Below are 18,418 nucleotides of genomic sequence, written 5' to 3'. Positions count from 1 at the left end.
CCATGAGCGGAATTCTCGAGGGCAAGCGCGTCCTGATCACCGGCGTGCTGACGGAGTCCTCCATCGCCTTCCACGCCGCGAAGCTGGCCCAGGAGCAGGGCGCCGAGGTCATCCTCACCGCGTTCCCGCGGCCCACCCTGACCGAGCGCATCGCCAAGAAGCTGCCGAAGCCCGCCAAGGTCATCGAGCTGGACGTCACCAACGAGGAGCACCTCGCCCGGCTCGCCGACGTCGTCGGCGAGGAGCTGGGCGGCCTCGACGGCGTCGTGCACTCCATCGGCTTCGCCCCGCAGGACGCCCTCGGCGGCAACTTCCTCAACGCGCCGTTCGAGTCGGTCGCCACCGCCATGCACGTCTCGGCGTTCTCCCTGAAGTCGCTGACCATGGCCTGCCTGCCGCTGATGCAGAACGGCGGTTCGATCGTCGGCCTCACCTTCGACGCGCAGTTCGCCTGGCCGCAGTACGACTGGATGGGCCCGGCCAAGGCCGCGCTGGAGGCCACCAGCCGCTACATGGCCCGTGACCTGGGCAAGCAGAACATCCGCTGCAACCTGATCTCGGCGGGCCCGATCGGCTCCATGGCCGCCAAGTCCATTCCGGGCTTCAGCGAGCTGGCCTCCGTGTGGGACACCCGCTCCCCGCTGGAGTGGGACCTGAAGGACCCGGAGCCGGCCGGCCGCGGCATCGTCGCGCTGCTGAGCGACTGGTTCCCGAAGACCACGGGCGAGATCGTCCACGTCGACGGCGGACTGCACGCCATCGGCGCCTGACGGACACCTCGCCGAGGGCCCGCGTCCCCTACGGGGCGCGGGCCCTCGTGCCGTGCAGTGCCGTGCAGGGCCGGAGCGGCTCGGCGACGCGGCCGGTCGGTCCGGAGCGGGATCAGCCTTCCGAGGACGGGCCGAACAGCCCGGGACGGCACACGAACGGATAGGCGGCGGCCTCCTCCGCCGCCGTCGCCGCGTCGCCCGCGCGGATCGCGTCCACCAGCCGGCCGTGGTCCAGGTGCATCGCCGGGGACATGCCCTCGCCCACGTCGCCCCGCAGCCAGTCCCGCAGCACCTCGCTCAGGTCCGCGTACATCGCGGTCATCACGTCGTTGTGCGAGGCGGCCACGACCGCCAGGTGGAACGTGGCGTCCGCCGCCACGAAGACCTCCGCCTCACCCGACTCCCAGGCTTCCTCCCGGCGCAGCAGCAGGGCGTCGATCTGCTTGAGGTCCTTCTCCGTGCGCCGTTCGGCGGCCAGGCGCGCGGCGGCCGACTCCAGCGTGGAACGCAGCTCGGCGATGTGCTGGGGCGCGGCGTCGGCGAAGCGGCGCTGCATCACGCCGGCCAGCTCGCTGGTCGCCACGACGTACGTGCCCGAGCCCTGGCGGATGTCCAGCAGACCGTTGTGGGCCAGCGCGCGGACCGCCTCGCGGACCGTGTTCCGGGCGACGCCCAGCTGCTCGACCAGCTCGGGCTCGGTGGGGATGCGGGAGCCGACCGGCCACTCGCCCGAGGTGATCTGCTGCCGCAGCGCCGCGATGACCTGCTCGGACAGGGCCGAACGACGGGGATGGCTCAGCGGCATGGCTCACCTTCGCACATGAGGGGACGAGCGAGTGGACAATCAATCATCCCATGATTCTATGATGGGTCTCATGGCTAGTGACGAAACCCGGACGGAGCCGCGCACGCAGGCGCGTGTCGCAAGCGGTGTGGCCGAGGTGCCCGGCGAGGCACCCGCCACGCGCGCGTGGACGACGTGGACGACCCGGCTGCTCATTCTTGGCATCGTCCTGGCCGCGGTGAACCTGCGCCCCGCCATCACGAGCCTGGGCGCGCTCCTGGAGGAGGTCCGCGACGGGCTCGGCATGAGCGGCAGCATCGCCGGACTGCTCACCTCCGTGCCGCCGCTCTGCTTCGCCGTCTTCGGGGTCACCGCTCCCCGGCTGGCCCGCCGCTTCGGGCCCGGCGCGGTGGTCTGCGCCGGCATGGTCGCCATCACCGCGGGCCTGCTGATACGCCCGTACATCGGCGGCACGGGCGGCTTCCTGGCCGCCACCGCCCTGGCGCTGATGGGCATCGCGGTCAGCAACGTGCTGATGCCGGTCATCGTCAAGCGCTACTTCCCCGACCGCGTCGGTTCCATGACCGGCCTGTACTCGATGGCCCTCGCCCTCGGCACCTCCGTCGCGGCCGCGGCGACCGTGCCCCTGACGAACGCGCTGGGCGGCCACTGGCAGCCCGGCCTCGCGGTCTGGGCCGTGCTGCCCGCGCTGGCCGTCCTGCCCTGGATCCCGTTCGTACGGAACCGGAAGGCACCGGCCTCCACGGCGCCGGCCACGCCGCTGCCGGGCCGGGAGGGCGAGAAGCCCGCGGAACAGCCCCCGCTGCGGATCACCCGCAGCCGCACGGCCTGGGCGCTCGCCGTCTTCTTCGGCCTCCAGGCCACCGCCGCCTACATCACGATGGGCTGGATGGCGCAGATCTTCCGGGACTCGGGCGTGTCCGCGGGCACCGCCGGGCTGCTGCTCGCCGTCATCATGGTGATGGGCGTGCCGCTCGCCTTCGTCATCCCGCGCGTGGCGACCCGCCTGCCCCACCAGGGCCCGATCGTGGTGGTCCTGGGCGTGTGCGGGCTCGCCGGATACGCCGGCCTGTACTTCGCTCCGGTCGGCGGCGCCTGGGCCTGGGCCCTGCTGCTCGGCGTCTCCAACTGCGCCTTCCCGCTGGCGCTGACCATGGTCGGGATGCGGGCCAGGACGGGAGCGGGCGTCGCCCAGCTGTCCGCCTTCGCGCAGAGCACCGGCTACCTGATCTCCATCCCGGGTCCGCTCCTGGTGGGCGTGCTCTACCAGCACAGCGGCGGCTGGGGGCTGCCGATCGCCCTGATGAGCGCGCTGATGGTGCCGCAGATCGTGGTGGGCGTCCTGGCCGGGCGCAACCGCACGGTGGAGGAGGAGGCGGCCCGCTGACTGGAGGAGGAGGCGGCCCGCTGACCGGTCGTGCAGCGCGCCGGTCCCGGTCGGTGGCCCGCCGGGAGCGGCCCGCGCGGGGGATGCGAGACTTGCCGTATGCCAGTCCTCGACCCGAACCCCCAGCACGGCCAGAAGAAGATGCTGATCGTCTTCGGCGCCTTCCTCGCGATCTTCGTGATCATCGGCGTCATCGCGACGATCGCCTCGCCGTGACCCCGTCCCCGGCGGCCGGACGGTGGGGTTAACCCCCCTTCCCCTAGGGGGACAGGGTCAGGGTCAAGTGGGTGGACCTCCGGATGGGTTGGGCCCCGTGGATTCCGTAACTTCGAGATGTGCCCGCGACAGGCGGGCCGCCGAGCACGGACCAGGGACGCCCGAAGACCAGCGGAGGCACTCATGTCGGCCCCTACCTACACCCGGCCTCCCCAGGCGACCCGGGGCGGCGTCGACATCCGCCTGCCCTGGTGGGCCCTCGCCCTGCCCGTGCTCGCCTTCGTCGCGCTGTTCCTGCTGATACTCGAACCCGCCGACGCCCACGCGGCCGCGGAGCAGCCCGCCGTGGCCCACCTCCTGGAGCGGCTGGAGCAGCTCGCCGCGCGCTGAGTACCGACCGCGGGCTCCCACCCGCGTCCCGTGGTGAGCCCGCATGTCAACTCCCAGAGCCCCATGGCCTGTTTCGTGCGAAGCTGGATGACATGAGCGTCGCAGAACTCCGCAGGATTGTTCTCTTCCGGCATGCGAAAGCCGACTGGCCACAGGTGTCCGACCACGAGCGACCGCTCGCCGACCGGGGCCGCATGGACGCCGCGGAGGCCGGGCGTCGGCTGGCGGACACCGGCGTGCCCTTCGACCAGGCCCTGTGCTCCACCTCGGCCCGGACCCGCGAGACCTGGAAGCTCGCCGTCCAGGAGTTTCCGCACCGGCCGAAAACCGTCTATGAGGAGCGGATCTACGAGGCCTCGCCCGGCGAGCTGATCGCCGTGCTCAACGAGACCCCCGACGACCTGCGGAACCTGCTGGTGATCGGCCACAACCCGGGCATGGAGGCACTGACCGAGATCCTGGCCGGCTCGACCGAGGACGAGGTCCGCCGGCGGATCGACCGCCGGGGCTTCCCGACCGCCGCCTTCGCCGTCCTGACCTTCACGGGCTCCTGGAAGGACGTGGAGCCCGGCCGGGCCGCACTGGTCGACTACTGGGCGCCGTCCGAGTGACCCATCCCCACGTGACAGGGCCCGGCACTCGCGCGGTCCGGGCCCCCGTCCTGTCGGGCGTCCGCTCCCGCCCGCGTCGGCTCCTCCGCCTGGTCAGAGCCGCTCGGCGGGCAGACCCAGGTCCTCGCCGAGGCCCTCGTCCAGCGTGTCCGCCGCCTCGACCTCCTCGCGGGTGATGCCCAGCAGGTAGAGCACCGTGTCCAGGAAGGGCACGTTCACCGCGGTGTGCGCCGCCTCGCGCACCACCGGCTTGGCGTTGAAGGCGACCCCGAGCCCGGCCGCGTTCAGCATGTCCAGGTCGTTGGCGCCGTCACCGATCGCGACGGTCTGCGACAGCGGTACGCCCGCCTCGGCGGCGAACCGGCGCAGCAGCCGCGCCTTGCCCGCCCGGTCCACGATCTCCCCGGTGACCCGGCCGGTCAGCCTGCCGTCGACGATCTCCAGCGTGTTGGCCTGGGCGAAGTCCAGCCCCAGCTGCTCCTGCAAGGCGTCGGTGACCTGGGTGAAGCCGCCGGAGACCACGCCCACCTGGTAGCCGAGCCGCTTCAGCGTGCGGATCAGGGTGCGGGCACCCGGCGTCAGCCGCACCTCGGCGCGCACCTTGTCCACCACCGACGCGTCGAGACCCGCCAGCAGGGCCACGCGCGCGTGCAGCGACTGCTCGAAGTCCAGCTCCCCGCGCATCGCGGCCGCCGTCACCTCGGCGACCTTGTCCTCGCAGCCGGCGTGCGCGGCGAACAGCTCGATGACCTCGTCCTGGATCAGCGTGGAGTCCACGTCCATCACCACCAGGCGCTGCGCCCGCCGGTGCAGTCCCGCCGCGACGACCGCGATGTCCACGCCGAGCGCCGCGGCCTCGGTGGCCAGGGCCGTGCGCAGCGGTTCGGTCTCCACGCCGGACACCGCGAACTCGACGGCGGTCACCGGGTACTTGGCCAGCCGGAAGATACGGTCGATGTTGCTGCCGGACTCGGTGATGCGGGCCGCTATGGCGGCGGTTGCCTCCGCGGTGAGCGGGTGCCCGAGCACCGTGACCAGGGAGCGGCCGAGTCCGCGCGGCCGGTTGTCGCCGATGCCGGAGATGATCTCCGCCTGCAGCTTCAGCGACTCCGCCCAGCTGTGAACGGTCGCCCGCAGATCGCCCTCCAGGCCACGGGGCGGCTCGGTCACCAGCGCGCACAGCACGATCCGGCCACGGGTGACGACCTGCTCGATGTCGACGACATCGACGGAGTAGGCGGCGAGAGTGTCGAACAGGCCGGCCGTGATGCCGGGCCGGTCCTTGCCGAAGATCTTGACGAGAAGAGTGGGAACGTCAGAGGTCTGCGAAGCGCTCATGGTGCTCCCACCGTATCCGGCACGCGGTGCCGCCCGCGCCTCAGGTCCGACTGGCGGACAGGGGGCGCGCGAGGGGCGCGCGGGCCGGATTCCCGTGCGGGCGAGCGGCGGCCGGCGGCCGGGATGCGGGGTGCCGCCTTCACACCCGCGTGGCACTGAGGCACGGGATTCGCGCGTTCACGCTCCGGGCTGTCCCGGCGGTCGCCGCGGCGGCGCGGGTGGCGGGGAGGGAGGCGGCGGGGGTGGAGGCGGCGGAGGGCCCTCGCCCCATGGCCGGGACGGTGGCCGCCGCGGCGCTCCCGGGGGCGGCAACAGCGGCCCGGCCACCGTGGGGGCGCCGTACACGTCGTCGTCGGACCGGTGGTCCGCCCCGCGGCCTTCCCGGCCGGCGTTGCCGCCTTCGTGCCCGGGGGTACCGCCCGCGCCGCCCGCGCCGTAATGCTCCGGGCCGGCCCGGCCTAGTTCCCGCCCCTGCCCCGTGCCGCCCGGCCGGGCGTCCTCGGGTTCGCCCGTGGGGCCGCGCGCTCCTGGCGTGCCGCCGGGCTCCGCCCCCGCGCCGTCCCCCAGCCCCAAGTAGGGATGGGTGCCCGGGGCGGGCGGCCGATGCGGCGTACCAGGCCGGTACGAGCCCGAGCCCGCCCACACCGGACCGCCCGCGCCCCTGCCCCCGGTCACCGCCCCGGCACTGCGTGCCAAGCCCGTCGCCCGCGTCCCCACCGCCCCGCTCACCCACGCCAGCAGCGCCCCGGCGGCTCCCGCGCCCGCGCCCCAGGCGGCACCCAGCAGCAGGGCCGTGCCGAGATGCCCGCGCAGGTCGAGGCCCGCGCCGAAGGCGTCGGTACCGAGCACCGACAGGGAGGCGTCCACGGACACCTCGGTGAGGCGGCCCAGCAGCGGCAGCGTCACCGCGGTGGCGACGCCCAGCCGCAGCGCGCAGCGCACGGAGAGGCCGAGGAGACGCGCGTCGTCGGGCCCCACCGGCGTCCGTACCGCCGTGAGCACCCCGGCCAGCAGCATCATCAGCGCCGCGGCAACCCCCAGCAGCCACACCCGCCCGTCCAGCTCCGCCAGCCGCCCCAGCGTGACCGGCCGCTCGACGCCCGAGCCGAGCAGGTCGTCGAGAGGGGCCGGGAGGACCCCGACCAGCGCACCGGTGGCCCGCCCGTCCCACGGCACGAACAGGCCGATCGGGATGCCGAGCCAGACCCCGTTCGGCGCGCCCAGCAGCGCGGCCCCCGCGATCCGCCGGGGGTGGTCGTCGCCGATCGCCGCCCAGGCCGCCGCCGCGAGCCCGGCCGCCACCGCCGTCAGCGCCACCGTGACCAGGGCGGACACGGCCGGCCGCACCACCCGGTGCACGGCCTCGTACCCGCGCGGCAGCGGAGTGCGGCGCGAGGCCAGCAACGCGATCAGCAGCACCGCCGCGGACCAGACGAGACCGCCCAGCAACGTCGGCGCGGTGTCGACGGTGAACCCGACGGCGGCCCGGGCGTCCACGAGGTCACCGATCCGGTCGGGCAGCAGCCCGCCGATGTCGCCCACGTCGCCGAGCCCGGGAACCTCCAGCCCACCGCGACCGCCGTCACCCCCGCCGGGCAGGTCGTCGAGCCCGAGCGAGGCGCCGTCGATCGTGATCACGTCGTGCCCCGCCCAGGCCAGCCCGCCCGTCATCGCCGTGAACAGCGCGACCACCGTGCACACGCGCGCGAGGAGTTCGGCGGGAACGACGACAACTCCGGCCGCCCGCAGGGACCGCAGGAAGAAGAACGACAGGAACAGCGCCCCGACTAGGCTCACCCCCAGTGGCGTGATCTCGATGGCCGTGTGCGCCTGGGCACCTCGCAGACCGAACGAGGACACATCCCCGGCCGGGGTGACCGAACCACCCGCCCCGAGCGCCACGACCGCCGCGGTCATCGGCCCGAGCGAACCCGCCGCGTCCGCGTCCAGCAGACGCAGGCCGAGCGCCGCCGTGCCCGCCATGCCGATCAACGCCCAGCTCACGGATGCGATCGCGGACAGCAGTACGTCGGCCCACGGCACCCGGGCGCGGTGCCCCCCGGTTCCGACGCTCGTGGACGCGCTCATGGCAGACCCCCCGATCCGCTGCGCGGTCAGGTTGCCGCGCATGTCCCCCCTCGCGTGGAATACCACTCTCCGGGCAGGTTTCAACCCCGTCAACGGGAACGGCCGATGGGCGCCTACGCACTTTTCACAAGGCCCGACTTTCGGTCAGGGGCCCGAGCCTGAAATAGTTCCCCCCGATGTTCGACATCCCTAGACTCCCCGCGACGGGAGCACATCGGGGGACAACTCAGTGGGGCATGGAGTGCCGGAACTCGTACTGGAATCCAATGGACGGACCTGGACGCTCGATCCGTCCCGGTCATACGCGCTAGGACGCGATCCGCAGGGGGAGCTTGTTTTCGACGACGCCAGGGTCTCCTGGCGGCATGCCACGATCAGTTTCAACGGCCGCAGTTGGGTGGTCGAGGACCACGGCAGCACCAACGGCACGTTCGTGCACGGGCAGCGCGTCCAGCAGACGGAGCTGGGCGCCGGCACCGTGCTGAACCTCGGCAACGCGACCGACGGACCGCGCGTGAGCCTGACCGGTGCCCAGGCCCCGGCCGGCGCGCCGCAGGCCCAGCCGCAGCAGCAGCCGTACGCCGCACAGGGCGCGAACGCGGGCTGGGCCCAGCAGGCGCCGCCCGCGCAGGAGCCGTTCCAGCAGCAGGCACCGCCCCAGCAGGTGCCGCCGCAGCACGGGCAGCAGCACCAGGCCCAGCAGGCCGGCTGGCAGCAGCAACAGCCACCGCAGCAGGCCGCGCCGCAGCCGCAGCAGGCCGCGCCGCACTTCCCCCAGCAGCACGGATCAGGCGGCGCGGCGGGGGCGCCACCGGTCCACGGGGACCGCAGCCCGACCACGTTCCACCAGTTCTCGCTCGGCCGCGTCATGCGCATCGGCCGTGCCCTGGAGAACGACCTGGTCGTCTCCGACCTCCAGGTCTCCCGCAACCACGCGGAGTTCCACTCGACGCCCGACGGGCGCATGGAGATCCGCGACCTGGGCTCGCACAACGGCACGTACGTCAACGGCCAGCCGATCGCCAAGGGCGGCTCCCAGCTGCTCGGCCCGACCGACATCGTGGGCGTCGGCCACTCGACGTTCCAGATCGTCGGCGACCGGCTCGAGGAGTTCGTCGACACCGGTGAGGTCTCCTTCTCCGCCCGGCACCTGACCGTCACGGTCGACGGCGGCAAGCAGATCCTCAAGGACGTCTCCTTCGGCGTACCCGAGAAGTCGCTGATCGCCGTCATCGGCCCGTCAGGCTCCGGCAAGTCGACCCTGCTCAAGGCGCTCACCGGCTACCGGCCCGCCGACCAGGGCGAGGTCCTCTACGACAACCGGAACCTCTACAAGCAGTTCGCCGAGCTGCGCCAGCGCATCGGTCTGGTCCCGCAGGACGACATCCTGCACAAGGAGCTGACCGTCAAGAAGGCGCTCAAGTACGCGGCGAAGCTCCGCTTCCCGGCCGACACCACGGCCGCCGAGCGCGACGCCCGCATCGACGAGGTGCTGCGCGAGCTGAAGCTGGACATCCACAAGGACAAGAAGGTCACCTCCTTGTCCGGCGGACAGCGCAAGCGCGTCTCCGTCGCCCTGGAGCTGCTGACCAAGCCGTCGCTGATCTTCCTGGACGAGCCGACCTCCGGCCTCGACCCGGGCATGGACCGTGACGTCATGCAGCTGCTGCGCGGCCTCGCCGACGACGGCCGCACCGTCCTCGTCGTCACCCACTCGGTGGCCGAGCTGGCGACCTGCGACAAGCTCCTTGTGATGGCGCCGGGCGGTTCGGTGGCCTACTTCGGCCCGCCGGAGGAGGCGCTGAACTTCTTCGGCTACGACACCTGGGCCGACGTCTTCTCCGCCTTCGAGAACTACCGCGAGTACGACTGGGCGGGCCGCTGGAAGGGCTCGCAGCACTACCAGGTGTACGCCGCGGACCTGGACGCCGTCGCGCCGCAGTCCGTACAGGTACCGCCTATGCAGGCAATGAGGCCGCCGAAGCCGCAGGGCTGGATGTCCCAGTTCGTCACGCTGGTGCGGCGCTACACGTCGGTCATCGCCTCCGACAAGGGCTTCCTGGCCCTGATGGTGATCCTGCCGGCGGTGCTGGGCGCGGTCAGCCTGCTCATCGACGCGGACAAGGGCCTGCTGCCCAACCCGGCGAACCCGCAGACCGGCCGGATCATCCCCAACGGCACCGCCACCACGGTCCTGCTGATCCTCGCGGTCGGCGCCTGCTTCGCCGGTGCCGCGAACTCGGTCCGTGAGCTGATCAAGGAACGGGTGATCTACGAGCGGGAACGCGCGACGGGCCTGTCCCGGTCCGCGTACCTGATGTCCAAGGTCTTCGTGCTCGGCCTGATCACGGTGTTCCAGGGCCTGCTGGTCGGTGTGATCGGCTTCGCCACCCGCGAGATCCCGGAGGAGGGGCTGGTCCTCGGGGGGCTGACGCTGGTCGAGCTGTCCCTGCCGATCATGGCGCTGGGCTTCACCTCGATGATGTTCGGCCTGGTCATCTCCTCGCTGGTGAAGACCGCCGAGAAGACCATGCCGCTGCTGGTGATGTTCGCGATCATCCAGGTCGTCTTCACCGGCTGCCTCTTCGCCCTGAACGGCGCGGTCGGCGTCAACCAGTTCTCGTACCTGATGCCCTCGCGCTGGGCGGTCGCCGCGGCCGGTGCCACGCTGGACTTCAACAAGATCAGCCCGCCCGAGAAGGGGGCCGAGGCGGACCCGCTGTGGGAGCACACCGTGGGCGCCTGGGGCATGGACATGGCCGCGCTGATCGTCCTCGGCGTGATCTGCGGCTTCTTCGTCGCCCGCTTCCTGCGCCGGCACGAGCCCGAGGTCATGCGCAAGTAGGCCGAGGTCCGGCGGGCCCGAAGGCCCCCGTACGCCCCGAAGGGCGGCACCCCGTCAGGAGGGTGCCGCCCTTCGGCGTACGGTGCGGCGTCGGCGACGTCGTGAAGAGGTCCGCGCCGACCTCAGTACGCGCTGTCGACGTTGTCCATGGTGCCGTACTTGTCCGCGGCGTAGTTGCACGCGGCGACGATGTTGGCGACCGGGTCGTAGATGTTCTTCGAGGTGCCGGGGACGTGGTAGGCCGCGAAGGTCGGCGGGATGACCTGGAGCAGGCCCTTCGACGGGATGCCGTTGATGGCGTTGATGTCCCAGTCGTTGATGGCCTTCGGGTTGCCGGAGGACTCCCGCATGATGTTGCGGTGGATGCCCTCGTAGGTTCCGGGGATGCCGTGCTTCTTCATGATGGCGCGGGCCTCGCGGATCCAGCCGTCGAGGTTGTTCGGGTAGGACTTCGCGGCCTTCTTGACCTCGGTGCGCTGGGCGGACCGGCTGGTGGTCTCCTTCGCCTCGCGCTTGGCGGCGGCCTTCTTGGCGGTGGCCTTCTTCTCGGCGGTCGCCTTCTTGGCGGCCGCCTCCTGCTTGGCCTCGATGGCGGCGACCTTCTGGCTGGCGCCGGCGAGCTGGCCGGTGACCCCGGCGTGCACGTCCTGGATCTGCTTGGTGCTGTACGCCACCTTGGCCGTGGGAGCGGCCTCGCTCGTGGTCGTCGTCTGGCCGCTGGCCGGGACGGCGGTGAGGGCGACGGCGGCGGCGCCGAGCGCGCCGACACCGGCGATCGCGGCCTTCTGGGTGCGGTTCAGGGAACGACTGCGACCACGGGGAAGGATGTTCTTGAGCATGGCGGGATAGACCTCTTCGAATAGCGCGGAGGTCGCTCTCGTCCGGTGGGGACAGTTGGTGCTTCCGGCACAAACGCCGCGGGGGAGAACCCACGGCGCTGAGCGACGAGAGCAATTCTTAGCGGCCGCAAAATCCGGAGGCAAAGGTGTGACGTACGATCCGAGATAGTGGATCAGGGAACGACAAAGCGGGACAGATTGGACCATCTGCCCCGCTCAAAACGGACGAGTCGTTCTCCTACTCCCCTTCGTACGTGACGTGCGCCCTATGCCCGGGCTCACATCGACCCCCCACCCTTTTCACTGCTAGTTGCTGAAGCAATGCAATGTGTGAGTGAGTGCGCGACACCCTCCTACGGCAGGAGGAGATGGACGTCCCCGAACTCGTGCCACAGGTAGCGCCCGCGCACCGCCGCCTCGTACCCGCGGTCGATCGCCGCCCGCCCCGCCACCGCCTCCAGCATCAGCAGATGCGAGGCCTCCGGCTCGTGCAGCCCCGTCAGCAGGCCCTCCACCACCCGCACCCCGCGCTCGGGAGTCACCACCAGATCGGTCCACCCGGCACGCTCCCGTACGACCCCGTCGGCCCCGGCCGCCGACTCCACCGCCCGTACGGCCGTCGTCCCCACCGCCACAACGCGCCCGGCACCGGCGCGCGCCGCGTTGATCAGCCGCGCCGACGCCCGGGGCACCGCGAACCGCTCCGGATACGGCGGCTCGTGCGACTCGGCCGAGGCCACACCCGTGTGCAGCGACACCGGCGCGAACTGCACCCCGCGGCTCACCAGCTCCGCCACCAGCCGCGCCGTGAAGGGCCGCGCCGCGCTCGGCATCTCCGCGCTGCCCGTCCCGTCCGCGGACGGCAGCGCGAACACCGTCTGGTAGGCGGACAGCGGCTGGTCCCGCTCCGTGTAGGAGTACCGGATGGGCCGCCCGTACTCCCGCAGCAGCGCGGGCACCTCCGCTCCCGACACCCGCGCCCACCACAGCCGCTCCCCGCGCCCACTCAGCGGCTCCTCCAGCACCAGCCGCCCGCCCCCGGGCAGCCGCACCCTCGTCCCCGCCAGACCACCGCACCCGCGCCCCTCCACTCCCAGGGCACGCGCGCGCGGGACACCCCTTACTTCCGCACGCGCGCGCGTGGTGCCCCTGCCGTCCGGCTCCCGCAGCTCCACCGCCCACCGGCCGTCGTCCCCACGCGTGGAGAAGTGCACCACCACGCGCGCGTGCCCGACCCGCCCGTCCATGGCGGCGGCCAGCGTGGGGGAGGTGTTCACCACCAGCAGATCACCGGCCCGCAGCAGCCCCGGCAGCTCCGCGAACGCGTGGTGCGACACCTCGGTGCCGCGCGACACCAGCAGCCGTACGCCGTCCCGGTCGAGACCCGGCTCCCGCTGCTCGACCGGCACCCGGGCCGACAGCTCCTGTGGGACCCTCACCGCCAGCGACGACATCACCGCGCCTCCAGCAGCGCCGGAGCCCCGTAGCGCCCGCTCGCCGGACGCTCGTCCAGCAGCCGCAGCAGCGCGGGCACGACACTCGCCGGGTCCGGCCGCGGGTCGTCGTCGTCCGGCACGGCCGCCGCGTACAGATCCGTGGCCATGTCCCCCGGATCGACCGCCCAGACCCGCAGCCCCGGCTCCTCGGCGCCCAGCACCGCCGCCAGCTGGTCCAGGGCCGCCTTGGACGCGCCGTAGCCGCCCCACGTCTCGTACGCCTCGGCGGCCGCGTCCGAGCTGATGGTCACCACCGTGCCCGCGGGAGCCGCCCGCAGCAGCGGCAGCGCCTCACGGACCAGGCCGAGCGCGGCCACCACGTTCACCTCCAGAGCCCGCCGCAGACCCTCCATGGGCAGCTCCGCCAGCCGCACCAGCGGCTCGGCACCCAGCGCGCTCGCGTTGCTGACCAGCAGATCCACGCCGCCCAGCCGCCGCGCCTCCGTCACCAGCCCGGTCCGGTGCCAGGAGTCGGTGACGTCGCCGGGCAGCGCCGTCACGCGCGTGCCGTACGCCTCCAACGCCGTCGCCGTCTCCTTCAGCACCTCGGAACTCCGGGCGTCCAGCACCAGGTCCCACCCCCGGGCCGCCAGCGCCTCGGCGAGCGCCCGGCCCAGTCCCTTCGACGCCCCCGTGATGATCGCCACCGGCATGACACACGTCCCCTCGTCGTCCCCGCCGTCCGTCCGGCCGGCGTGATCCTCAACGTAGGAACCGGAGCCCACCCGCCGCCTCGGGCACGGGCCCCAACCGGCCAGGGCCCTTCGCCCTAGGCCCGCCGGGCGGGACCCCCGACCTAGGCCCACCGCCCTAGGCGAGGCCCGTCACGGGGCCGATCCCGCCCGCACCCCCCGCGGGTACCGTGAGGACATGAGTCACGGCCCCCGGTCCGGCCTCACCGCGGTGAGTTCCGCGCTGCTGGCCATGAGCAGGCACCTCGAGGTGCGCGACGTCCTCAAGACGATCGTCGCCTCGGCCCGCGAGCTGCTCGACGCGCAGTACGCCGCCCTCGGCGTCCCCGACGACCACGGCGGCTTCGCCCAGTTCGTGGTCGACGGCGTCAGCGACGAGCAGTGGAAGGCCATCGGCCCCCTGCCGCGTCAGCACGGCATCCTCGCCGCCATGCTCCAGGAGGCCACCCCCCAGCGTCTGGGTGACGTCCGCAAGGACCCCCGCTTCGGCGGCTGGCCCTCCGCCCATCCCGACCTGGTCGACTTCCTGGGCCTGCCGATCCGCGACGGCGACGAGGTGCTCGGGGCCCTGTTCCTCGCCAACAAGAACTGCCCCAAACCGACGGGCACCTGCGGCTTCACGCAGGACGACGAGGAACTGCTCGGCATCCTCGCCCAGCACGCCGCGATCGCCCTCACCAACGCGCGCCTGTACGAACGCAGCCGCGAGCTGACCATCGCCGAGGAGCGCTCCCGCCTCGCCCACGAGCTGCACGACGCGGTGAGCCAGAAGCTGTTCTCGCTGCGCCTGACCGCCCAGGCCGCCGCCGCCCTGGTCGACCGCGACCCCGCGCGGGCCAAGGGCGAGCTGCACCAGGTCGCCACACTCGCCGCCGAGGCCGCCGACGAGCTGCGCGCCGCCGTCGTCGAGCTGCGCCCCGCCGCGCTGGAGGAGGACGGCCTCGTCGCCACCCTGCGCACCCAGATCCAGGTCCTCGACCGCGCCCACAGCGCGCGCGTGACCTTCACCGGCCACGGCGTCAAGGCCCTGCCCGCCGCCCAGGAGGAGGCGATGCTGCGCGTGGCCCAGGAGGCCCTGCACAACGCCCTGCGCCACTCCGGGGCGGAGCACGTCCAGGTGACCCTGCGCCGACGCGGCACCGGAACCGTCCTGCGGATCACCGACGACGGCAGCGGTTTCGACCCGCGCACGGTACGCCGCGCCGGACGCCACCTCGGCCTGGTCTCGATGCGGGACCGGGCCGGCGGCACCGGCGGCAGGCTGACCGTGCGGTCCGCGCCCGGCGAGGGCACCACGATCGAGATGGAGGTTCCCGGTGGCTGACGCGATCAAGGTGCTCATCGTCGACGACCACCAGGTGGTCCGCCGGGGGCTGCGCACCTTCCTGGAGATACAGGACGACATCGAGGTGGTCGGCGAGGCCGCGGACGGCGCCGAGGGCGTCGACCGCGCCCAGGAGCTGAAGCCCGACGTGATCCTCATGGACGTCAAGATGCCGGGCATGGACGGCGTCGAAGCGCTGCGCAGACTCCGGGAACTGGACAACCACGCGCGCGTGCTGATCGTCACCAGCTTCACCGAGCAGCGCACCGTGGTCCCGGCCCTGCGCGCGGGCGCGGCCGGGTACGTGTACAAGGACGTCGACCCCGACGCGCTGGCCGGTGCCATCCGCTCCGTCCACGCCGGCCACATCCTGCTCCAGCCCGAGGTCGCGGGCGCCCTCCTGAGCCAGGAGGAGAGCACCCCCGGGACCGGCCGGGCCGGGTCCCTCACGGAGCGGGAACACGAGGTGCTGGGCCTGATAGCGGACGGCCGCTCGAACCGGGAGATCGCGCGTGCGCTGGTCCTCTCGGAGAAGACGGTGAAGACCCACGTCTCGAACATCCTGATGAAACTCGACCTCGCGGACCGCACCCAGGCCGCCCTGTGGGCCGTACGCCACGGTGTGGCCGGCTGATCCCGTACGCGGCGACGCGGCGGAGGGTTCCCCTCCGGTCGGAGATTCATACCGTCGTGGGAATGTCCCCCATATGGCGCATCCTTCGAGGGGTCCGGCCGTTCTTCAGTGCGCACCACGGCGACTGCCGCGGTGATCGCAAGGAGGGCTTGTAAGTGAAGAACCTGAAGAAGGCAGCGGCCGTGACGATGGTGGCCGGCGGCCTGATCGCCGCCGGTGCGGGCATGGCCTCCGCCACCGACGGCGGCTCCCACGCCCACGGCAAGGCCATCGGCTCCCCGGGCGTCGCCTCCGGCAACCTGGTCCAGGCGCCGATCCACATCCCGGTCAACGCCGTCGGCAACAGCGTCAACGTCATCGGCGTCCTGAACCCGGCCTTCGGCAACCTGGGCGTCAACCACTGACCCCGGTCACACACGATGCCTGCGGCCTCCCGGGACCACTGGGAGGCCGCATCGGCAATATCCAGCCCGTCCGGCGTTTGAGGACGAGGCCCGTTCAGGGCCGAAAGCGGGGTCTGGGGGCGCAGCCCCCGGGACGGTCACACCAACACGGAGCACCGGCCGGAGAAGTCGGTCACCGCATCCCCCGCTCCACCACAACGGAGTTGTACGCCGCGACCTGCGCCCGCCGAGCCACCCGCTCCACCGGCCTGAGCGCATCCCCCCGCGCGGCCATCTCGGACGCGCTCACCGCACCCCCGTGCCCGTTCTCGGACGCCAGCGACACCAGCATCCCCACCCGCTGCGCCATCTCCAGCACCCGCACCGCCCGCGGCGGATACCCCGGCGCCAGCACCTCCCGTCCCCGCTCCGCTCGCGCCCGGTACGCCGCGACCGCCGCCTCCGCCACCGGCCCCGAACCGGCGACGTCCAGCCGCGTCAGCACCTCCGTCGCGTCCCGCAACGCCTCCGCCAGCTCCCGCTCCGCCTCCCCGAGCGAGGGCACGTCCGCCGGCGGCGCCTCCCGCACCGGCAGGCAGTGCCAGACGACCTCGACGTGCACGTCACCCTCGGGCCCCGCCTCGTACACCTCCGGCACCAGCCCCAGCGCGGCCCCCTCGCAGATCACCGCCTCCTCGGCCTCCAGCGCCCGCGCGTTGAACTCCGGCGGCCCGCTCAGCCCCAGCGGATGCCCCGGCGCGGGCAGCGCGACCCGCAGCCCGGACGCCCCGAGCGCCCGCAGCCGCCCCAGCGCCAGTGTGAGACCGACCGGGGCGTCCTCGCCCGGCAGCCCCTCCACCCGGTGCACCGCGTCCTCGCCCACGACCGCGGCCGCGGCGTCGTCCGGCGAGACCATATGGGCAATTAGGGCATTTCCCCAGGCGGCAAGGCGCCCTGCGCGTGGTTCCGAGAGCATCCCCCCACCCTAAGGACCGGACCGATGGAACGGTGCGGCCGACCGGTGGCGTAGATTTCCTGGAGGGGCCTGCGCCCACCGGCGCCGCGGCCCGAGTCACAGGTGTACGCGACAGCCGAGACCGGCCACAATGCAAGGGGAGACAACGCGCTCATGAGCGATGTTCTGGAGCTTCAGGACGTATCCGTGGTCCGCGAGGGCCGGGCTCTGGTGGACCAGGTCTCCTGGTCGGTCAAGGAGGGCGAGCGCTGGGTCATCCTCGGCCCCAACGGCGCCGGCAAGACCACCCTCCTCAATGTCGCGTCCAGCTACCTCTACCCGAGCACCGGCACCGCCACCATCCTCGGCGAGACCCTCGGCAAGCCCGGCACCGACGTCTTCGAGCTGCGCCCGCGCATCGGCGTCGCCGGCATCGCCATGGCCGACAAGCTGCCCAAGCGCCAGACCGTCCTGCAGACCGTGCTCACCGCCGCGTACGGCATGACCGCCGGCTGGCAGGAGGAGTACGAGGACATCGACGAGCAGCGCGCCCGCGCCTTCCTCGACCGCCTCGGCATGACCGAGTACCTGGAGCGCAGGTTCGGCACCCTCTCCGAGGGCGAGCGCAAGCGCACGCTGATCGCCCGCGCCCTGATGACCGACCCCGAGCTGCTCCTCCTCGACGAGCCGGCCGCCGGTCTCGACCTCGGCGGCCGCGAGGACCTCGTCCGCCGCCTCGGCCGGCTCGCCCGCGACCCCATCGCGCCCTCCATGATCATGGTGACCCACCACGTCGAGGAGATCGCCCCGGGCTTCACCCACGTCCTGATGATCCGTCAGGGCAAGGTCCTGGCCGCCGGACCGCTGGAGCTCGAACTCACCTCCCGCAACCTGTCCCTGTGCTTCGGACTCCCGCTCATCGTCGAGCAGGCCGGGGACCGGTGGACGGCGAAGGGGCTCCCGCTGTCCTGACCCGCCCCCCGTGCGCCCTGTCCCCGGTGGTCCCAACGGACCTACCATGACAGCGTGAACGACATCGACGCATGGGTTTGGTGGCTCGTCGCCGCGGCAGCGCTCGGAATCCCGCTCGTGGTGACCGCGATGCCGGAGTTCGGGATGTTCGCCGTCGGCGCGGTCGCCGCGGCCGTCGCCTCCGGACTGGGCGCCGACCTCGTCGTCCAGGTACTCGTCTTCGTCATCGTCTCCGTCGCCCTCATCGCCGTCGTCCGGCCCATCGCCGCCCGGCACCGCGCCCAACAGCCCCAACTGGCCACGGGAGTGGACGCCCTGAGAGGCAGACAGGCCGTCGTGCTGGAGCGGGTGGACGGCTCGGGCGGCCGCATCAAACTGGCCGGGGAGATCTGGTCGGCACGGGCCCTGGACACCGGCCGTGCCTTCGAGCCCGGCGAGGAAGTGGACGTCGTGGAGATCGACGGGGCCACGGCCGTGATCATGTGATCTGGCCGTGCACAACTGGCCCGAACGTCCCCCGCGTCGTGCGACGGTCTGTCAGACTCGACCGGCAAGATCCTCAACAGCCGTAAGATCAGCAGTAGTCAGGCTCAGACAGGTCAACAGGACCTGCTCAACAAGATCTGGTCAATAGGATCTGCCGGAGCGCCGAGGCGGAGAAGGGGACGGACAC

At 72.5% G+C, this 18,418-nt stretch carries 18 protein-coding genes; 11 read left to right on the top strand and 7 right to left on the bottom strand.

Annotated elements, in window-relative coordinates; all coding sequences use genetic code 11:
- The first annotated feature begins 2 nt into the window (after positions 1 to 2).
- Positions 3 to 770, top strand: a complete 768-nt coding sequence (fabI, locus tag ACGH52_RS09570) for an enoyl-ACP reductase FabI (RefSeq protein WP_059301894.1) — start codon at positions 3 to 5, stop codon at positions 768 to 770.
- A gap of 112 nt (positions 771 to 882) precedes the next feature.
- On the opposite strand, the gene ACGH52_RS09565 is transcribed toward fabI, so the two are convergent.
- Positions 883 to 1,575, bottom strand: a complete 693-nt coding sequence (locus tag ACGH52_RS09565) for a FadR/GntR family transcriptional regulator (RefSeq protein WP_059301895.1) — start codon at positions 1,573 to 1,575, stop codon at positions 883 to 885.
- Positions 1,576 to 1,645: 70 nt separating this feature from the next.
- On the opposite strand from ACGH52_RS09565, the gene ACGH52_RS09560 reads away from it, so the two are divergent.
- From ACGH52_RS09560 to ACGH52_RS09545, 4 genes are all read left to right on the top strand, one after another.
- The gene (locus ACGH52_RS09560; protein ID WP_253191361.1) at positions 1,646 to 2,962 is read left to right on the top strand and encodes a CynX/NimT family MFS transporter; all 1,317 of its coding nucleotides are present in this window, start codon (positions 1,646 to 1,648) and stop codon (positions 2,960 to 2,962) included.
- A gap of 99 nt (positions 2,963 to 3,061) precedes the next feature.
- Entirely contained in the window at positions 3,062 to 3,178 is a 117-nt protein-coding gene (locus ACGH52_RS09555; RefSeq protein WP_037922852.1) for an SGM_5486 family transporter-associated protein, read from the top strand.
- 183 nt (positions 3,179 to 3,361) lie between these two features.
- Complete coding sequence (locus ACGH52_RS09550; protein ID WP_059301897.1) at positions 3,362 to 3,568, top strand: hypothetical protein; 207 nt, start codon at positions 3,362 to 3,364, stop codon at positions 3,566 to 3,568.
- A gap of 92 nt (positions 3,569 to 3,660) precedes the next feature.
- Entirely contained in the window at positions 3,661 to 4,179 is a 519-nt protein-coding gene (locus ACGH52_RS09545) for a histidine phosphatase family protein (RefSeq protein ID WP_059301898.1), read from the top strand.
- A 93-nt stretch (positions 4,180 to 4,272) separates the two neighbouring features.
- On the opposite strand, the gene serB is transcribed toward ACGH52_RS09545, so the two are convergent.
- Together serB and ACGH52_RS09535 are read right to left on the bottom strand one after the other, a co-directional pair.
- On the bottom strand, positions 4,273 to 5,517 hold the full coding sequence (gene serB, locus ACGH52_RS09540) for a phosphoserine phosphatase SerB (protein ID WP_121703218.1): 1,245 nt from the start codon (positions 5,515 to 5,517) through the stop codon (positions 4,273 to 4,275).
- A gap of 177 nt (positions 5,518 to 5,694) precedes the next feature.
- Positions 5,695 to 7,605: a streptophobe family protein gene (locus tag ACGH52_RS09535; protein WP_399938589.1), complete on the bottom strand. Its 1,911-nt coding sequence runs from the start codon at positions 7,603 to 7,605 to the stop codon at positions 5,695 to 5,697.
- Positions 7,606 to 7,846: 241 nt separating this feature from the next.
- Here ACGH52_RS09535 and ACGH52_RS09530 point away from each other — a divergent pair, with 241 nt between their 5' ends.
- On the top strand, positions 7,847 to 10,450 hold the full coding sequence (locus ACGH52_RS09530) for an FHA domain-containing protein (RefSeq protein ID WP_399938587.1): 2,604 nt from the start codon (positions 7,847 to 7,849) through the stop codon (positions 10,448 to 10,450).
- 122 nt (positions 10,451 to 10,572) lie between these two features.
- Here ACGH52_RS09530 and ACGH52_RS09525 read toward each other — a convergent pair whose 3' ends face one another.
- From ACGH52_RS09525 to ACGH52_RS09515, 3 genes are all read right to left on the bottom strand, one after another.
- Positions 10,573 to 11,289 carry a transglycosylase SLT domain-containing protein gene (locus tag ACGH52_RS09525; RefSeq protein WP_059301902.1) on the bottom strand — a complete coding sequence of 239 codons (717 nt, stop codon included), beginning with the start codon at positions 11,287 to 11,289 and terminating at the stop codon, positions 10,573 to 10,575.
- Between the two features lie 353 nt (positions 11,290 to 11,642).
- Complete coding sequence (locus ACGH52_RS09520; RefSeq protein WP_399938585.1) at positions 11,643 to 12,743, bottom strand: S-adenosylmethionine:tRNA ribosyltransferase-isomerase; 1,101 nt, start codon at positions 12,741 to 12,743, stop codon at positions 11,643 to 11,645.
- Entirely contained in the window at positions 12,743 to 13,438 is a 696-nt protein-coding gene (locus ACGH52_RS09515) for an SDR family NAD(P)-dependent oxidoreductase (RefSeq protein ID WP_399938583.1), read from the bottom strand. The genes ACGH52_RS09520 and ACGH52_RS09515 overlap by 1 nt, the downstream gene beginning before the upstream one ends.
- 217 nt (positions 13,439 to 13,655) lie before the next feature.
- On the opposite strand from ACGH52_RS09515, the gene ACGH52_RS09510 reads away from it, so the two are divergent.
- The 3 genes from ACGH52_RS09510 to chpE all read left to right on the top strand — a co-directional run bounded on the left by ACGH52_RS09510 (position 13,656) and on the right by chpE (position 15,839).
- The gene (locus tag ACGH52_RS09510; RefSeq protein ID WP_076973712.1) at positions 13,656 to 14,801 is read left to right on the top strand and encodes a GAF domain-containing sensor histidine kinase; all 1,146 of its coding nucleotides are present in this window, start codon (positions 13,656 to 13,658) and stop codon (positions 14,799 to 14,801) included.
- Positions 14,794 to 15,435, top strand: coding sequence for a response regulator transcription factor (locus ACGH52_RS09505; protein ID WP_076973711.1), 642 nt, complete (start codon positions 14,794 to 14,796; stop codon positions 15,433 to 15,435). Before ACGH52_RS09510 ends, ACGH52_RS09505 begins: the two co-directional genes overlap by 8 nt.
- 155 nt (positions 15,436 to 15,590) lie before the next feature.
- Entirely contained in the window at positions 15,591 to 15,839 is a 249-nt protein-coding gene (gene chpE, locus ACGH52_RS09500; protein ID WP_076973710.1) for a chaplin ChpE, read from the top strand.
- 172 nt (positions 15,840 to 16,011) lie between these two features.
- Here the strand turns inward: chpE and ACGH52_RS09495 are convergent, their stop codons facing one another.
- Positions 16,012 to 16,794, bottom strand: a complete 783-nt coding sequence (locus ACGH52_RS09495) for a hypothetical protein (protein WP_210976824.1) — start codon at positions 16,792 to 16,794, stop codon at positions 16,012 to 16,014.
- 153 nt (positions 16,795 to 16,947) lie between these two features.
- On the opposite strand from ACGH52_RS09495, the gene ACGH52_RS09490 reads away from it, so the two are divergent.
- A complete protein-coding gene (locus ACGH52_RS09490; protein WP_059301908.1) occupies positions 16,948 to 17,745 on the top strand; it encodes an ABC transporter ATP-binding protein in 798 nt (265 codons plus the stop codon).
- A gap of 54 nt (positions 17,746 to 17,799) precedes the next feature.
- Positions 17,800 to 18,231 (top strand): NfeD family protein, encoded by a 432-nt coding sequence (locus ACGH52_RS09485; protein WP_076973707.1) that lies wholly within the window; start codon positions 17,800 to 17,802, stop codon positions 18,229 to 18,231.
- The last annotated feature ends 187 nt before the right edge of the window (positions 18,232 to 18,418 follow it).

This window comes from Streptomyces sp. BBFR25, assembly GCF_044590125.1.
In the GTDB taxonomy this organism is placed as follows: Bacteria; Actinomycetota; Actinomycetes; order Streptomycetales; family Streptomycetaceae; genus Streptomyces; species Streptomyces canus_D.
Note: the sequence above shows the minus strand (reverse complement) of the source record. Positions and strands in the feature narration are given on the sequence as shown.

Excerpts from the sequence above, each read along its gene's own strand:
- fabI (WP_059301894.1), top strand. The coding sequence starts at position 3 with ATGAGCGGAATTCTCGAGGGCAAGCGCGTCCTGATCACCGGCGTGCTG.
- ACGH52_RS09565 (WP_059301895.1), bottom strand. The coding sequence starts at position 1,575 with ATGCCGCTGAGCCATCCCCGTCGTTCGGCCCTGTCCGAGCAGGTCATC.
- ACGH52_RS09560 (WP_253191361.1), top strand. The coding sequence starts at position 1,646 with ATGGCTAGTGACGAAACCCGGACGGAGCCGCGCACGCAGGCGCGTGTC.
- ACGH52_RS09555 (WP_037922852.1), top strand. The coding sequence starts at position 3,062 with ATGCCAGTCCTCGACCCGAACCCCCAGCACGGCCAGAAGAAGATGCTG.
- ACGH52_RS09550 (WP_059301897.1), top strand. The coding sequence starts at position 3,362 with ATGTCGGCCCCTACCTACACCCGGCCTCCCCAGGCGACCCGGGGCGGC.
- ACGH52_RS09545 (WP_059301898.1), top strand. The coding sequence starts at position 3,661 with ATGAGCGTCGCAGAACTCCGCAGGATTGTTCTCTTCCGGCATGCGAAA.
- serB (WP_121703218.1), bottom strand. The coding sequence starts at position 5,517 with ATGAGCGCTTCGCAGACCTCTGACGTTCCCACTCTTCTCGTCAAGATC.
- ACGH52_RS09535 (WP_399938589.1), bottom strand. The coding sequence starts at position 7,605 with ATGAGCGCGTCCACGAGCGTCGGAACCGGGGGGCACCGCGCCCGGGTG.
- ACGH52_RS09525 (WP_059301902.1), bottom strand. The coding sequence starts at position 11,289 with ATGCTCAAGAACATCCTTCCCCGTGGTCGCAGTCGTTCCCTGAACCGC.
- ACGH52_RS09520 (WP_399938585.1), bottom strand. The coding sequence starts at position 12,743 with ATGTCGTCGCTGGCGGTGAGGGTCCCACAGGAGCTGTCGGCCCGGGTG.
- ACGH52_RS09515 (WP_399938583.1), bottom strand. The coding sequence starts at position 13,438 with ATGCCGGTGGCGATCATCACGGGGGCGTCGAAGGGACTGGGCCGGGCG.
- ACGH52_RS09510 (WP_076973712.1), top strand. The coding sequence starts at position 13,656 with ATGAGTCACGGCCCCCGGTCCGGCCTCACCGCGGTGAGTTCCGCGCTG.
- ACGH52_RS09495 (WP_210976824.1), bottom strand. The coding sequence starts at position 16,794 with ATGCTCTCGGAACCACGCGCAGGGCGCCTTGCCGCCTGGGGAAATGCC.
- ACGH52_RS09490 (WP_059301908.1), top strand. The coding sequence starts at position 16,948 with ATGAGCGATGTTCTGGAGCTTCAGGACGTATCCGTGGTCCGCGAGGGC.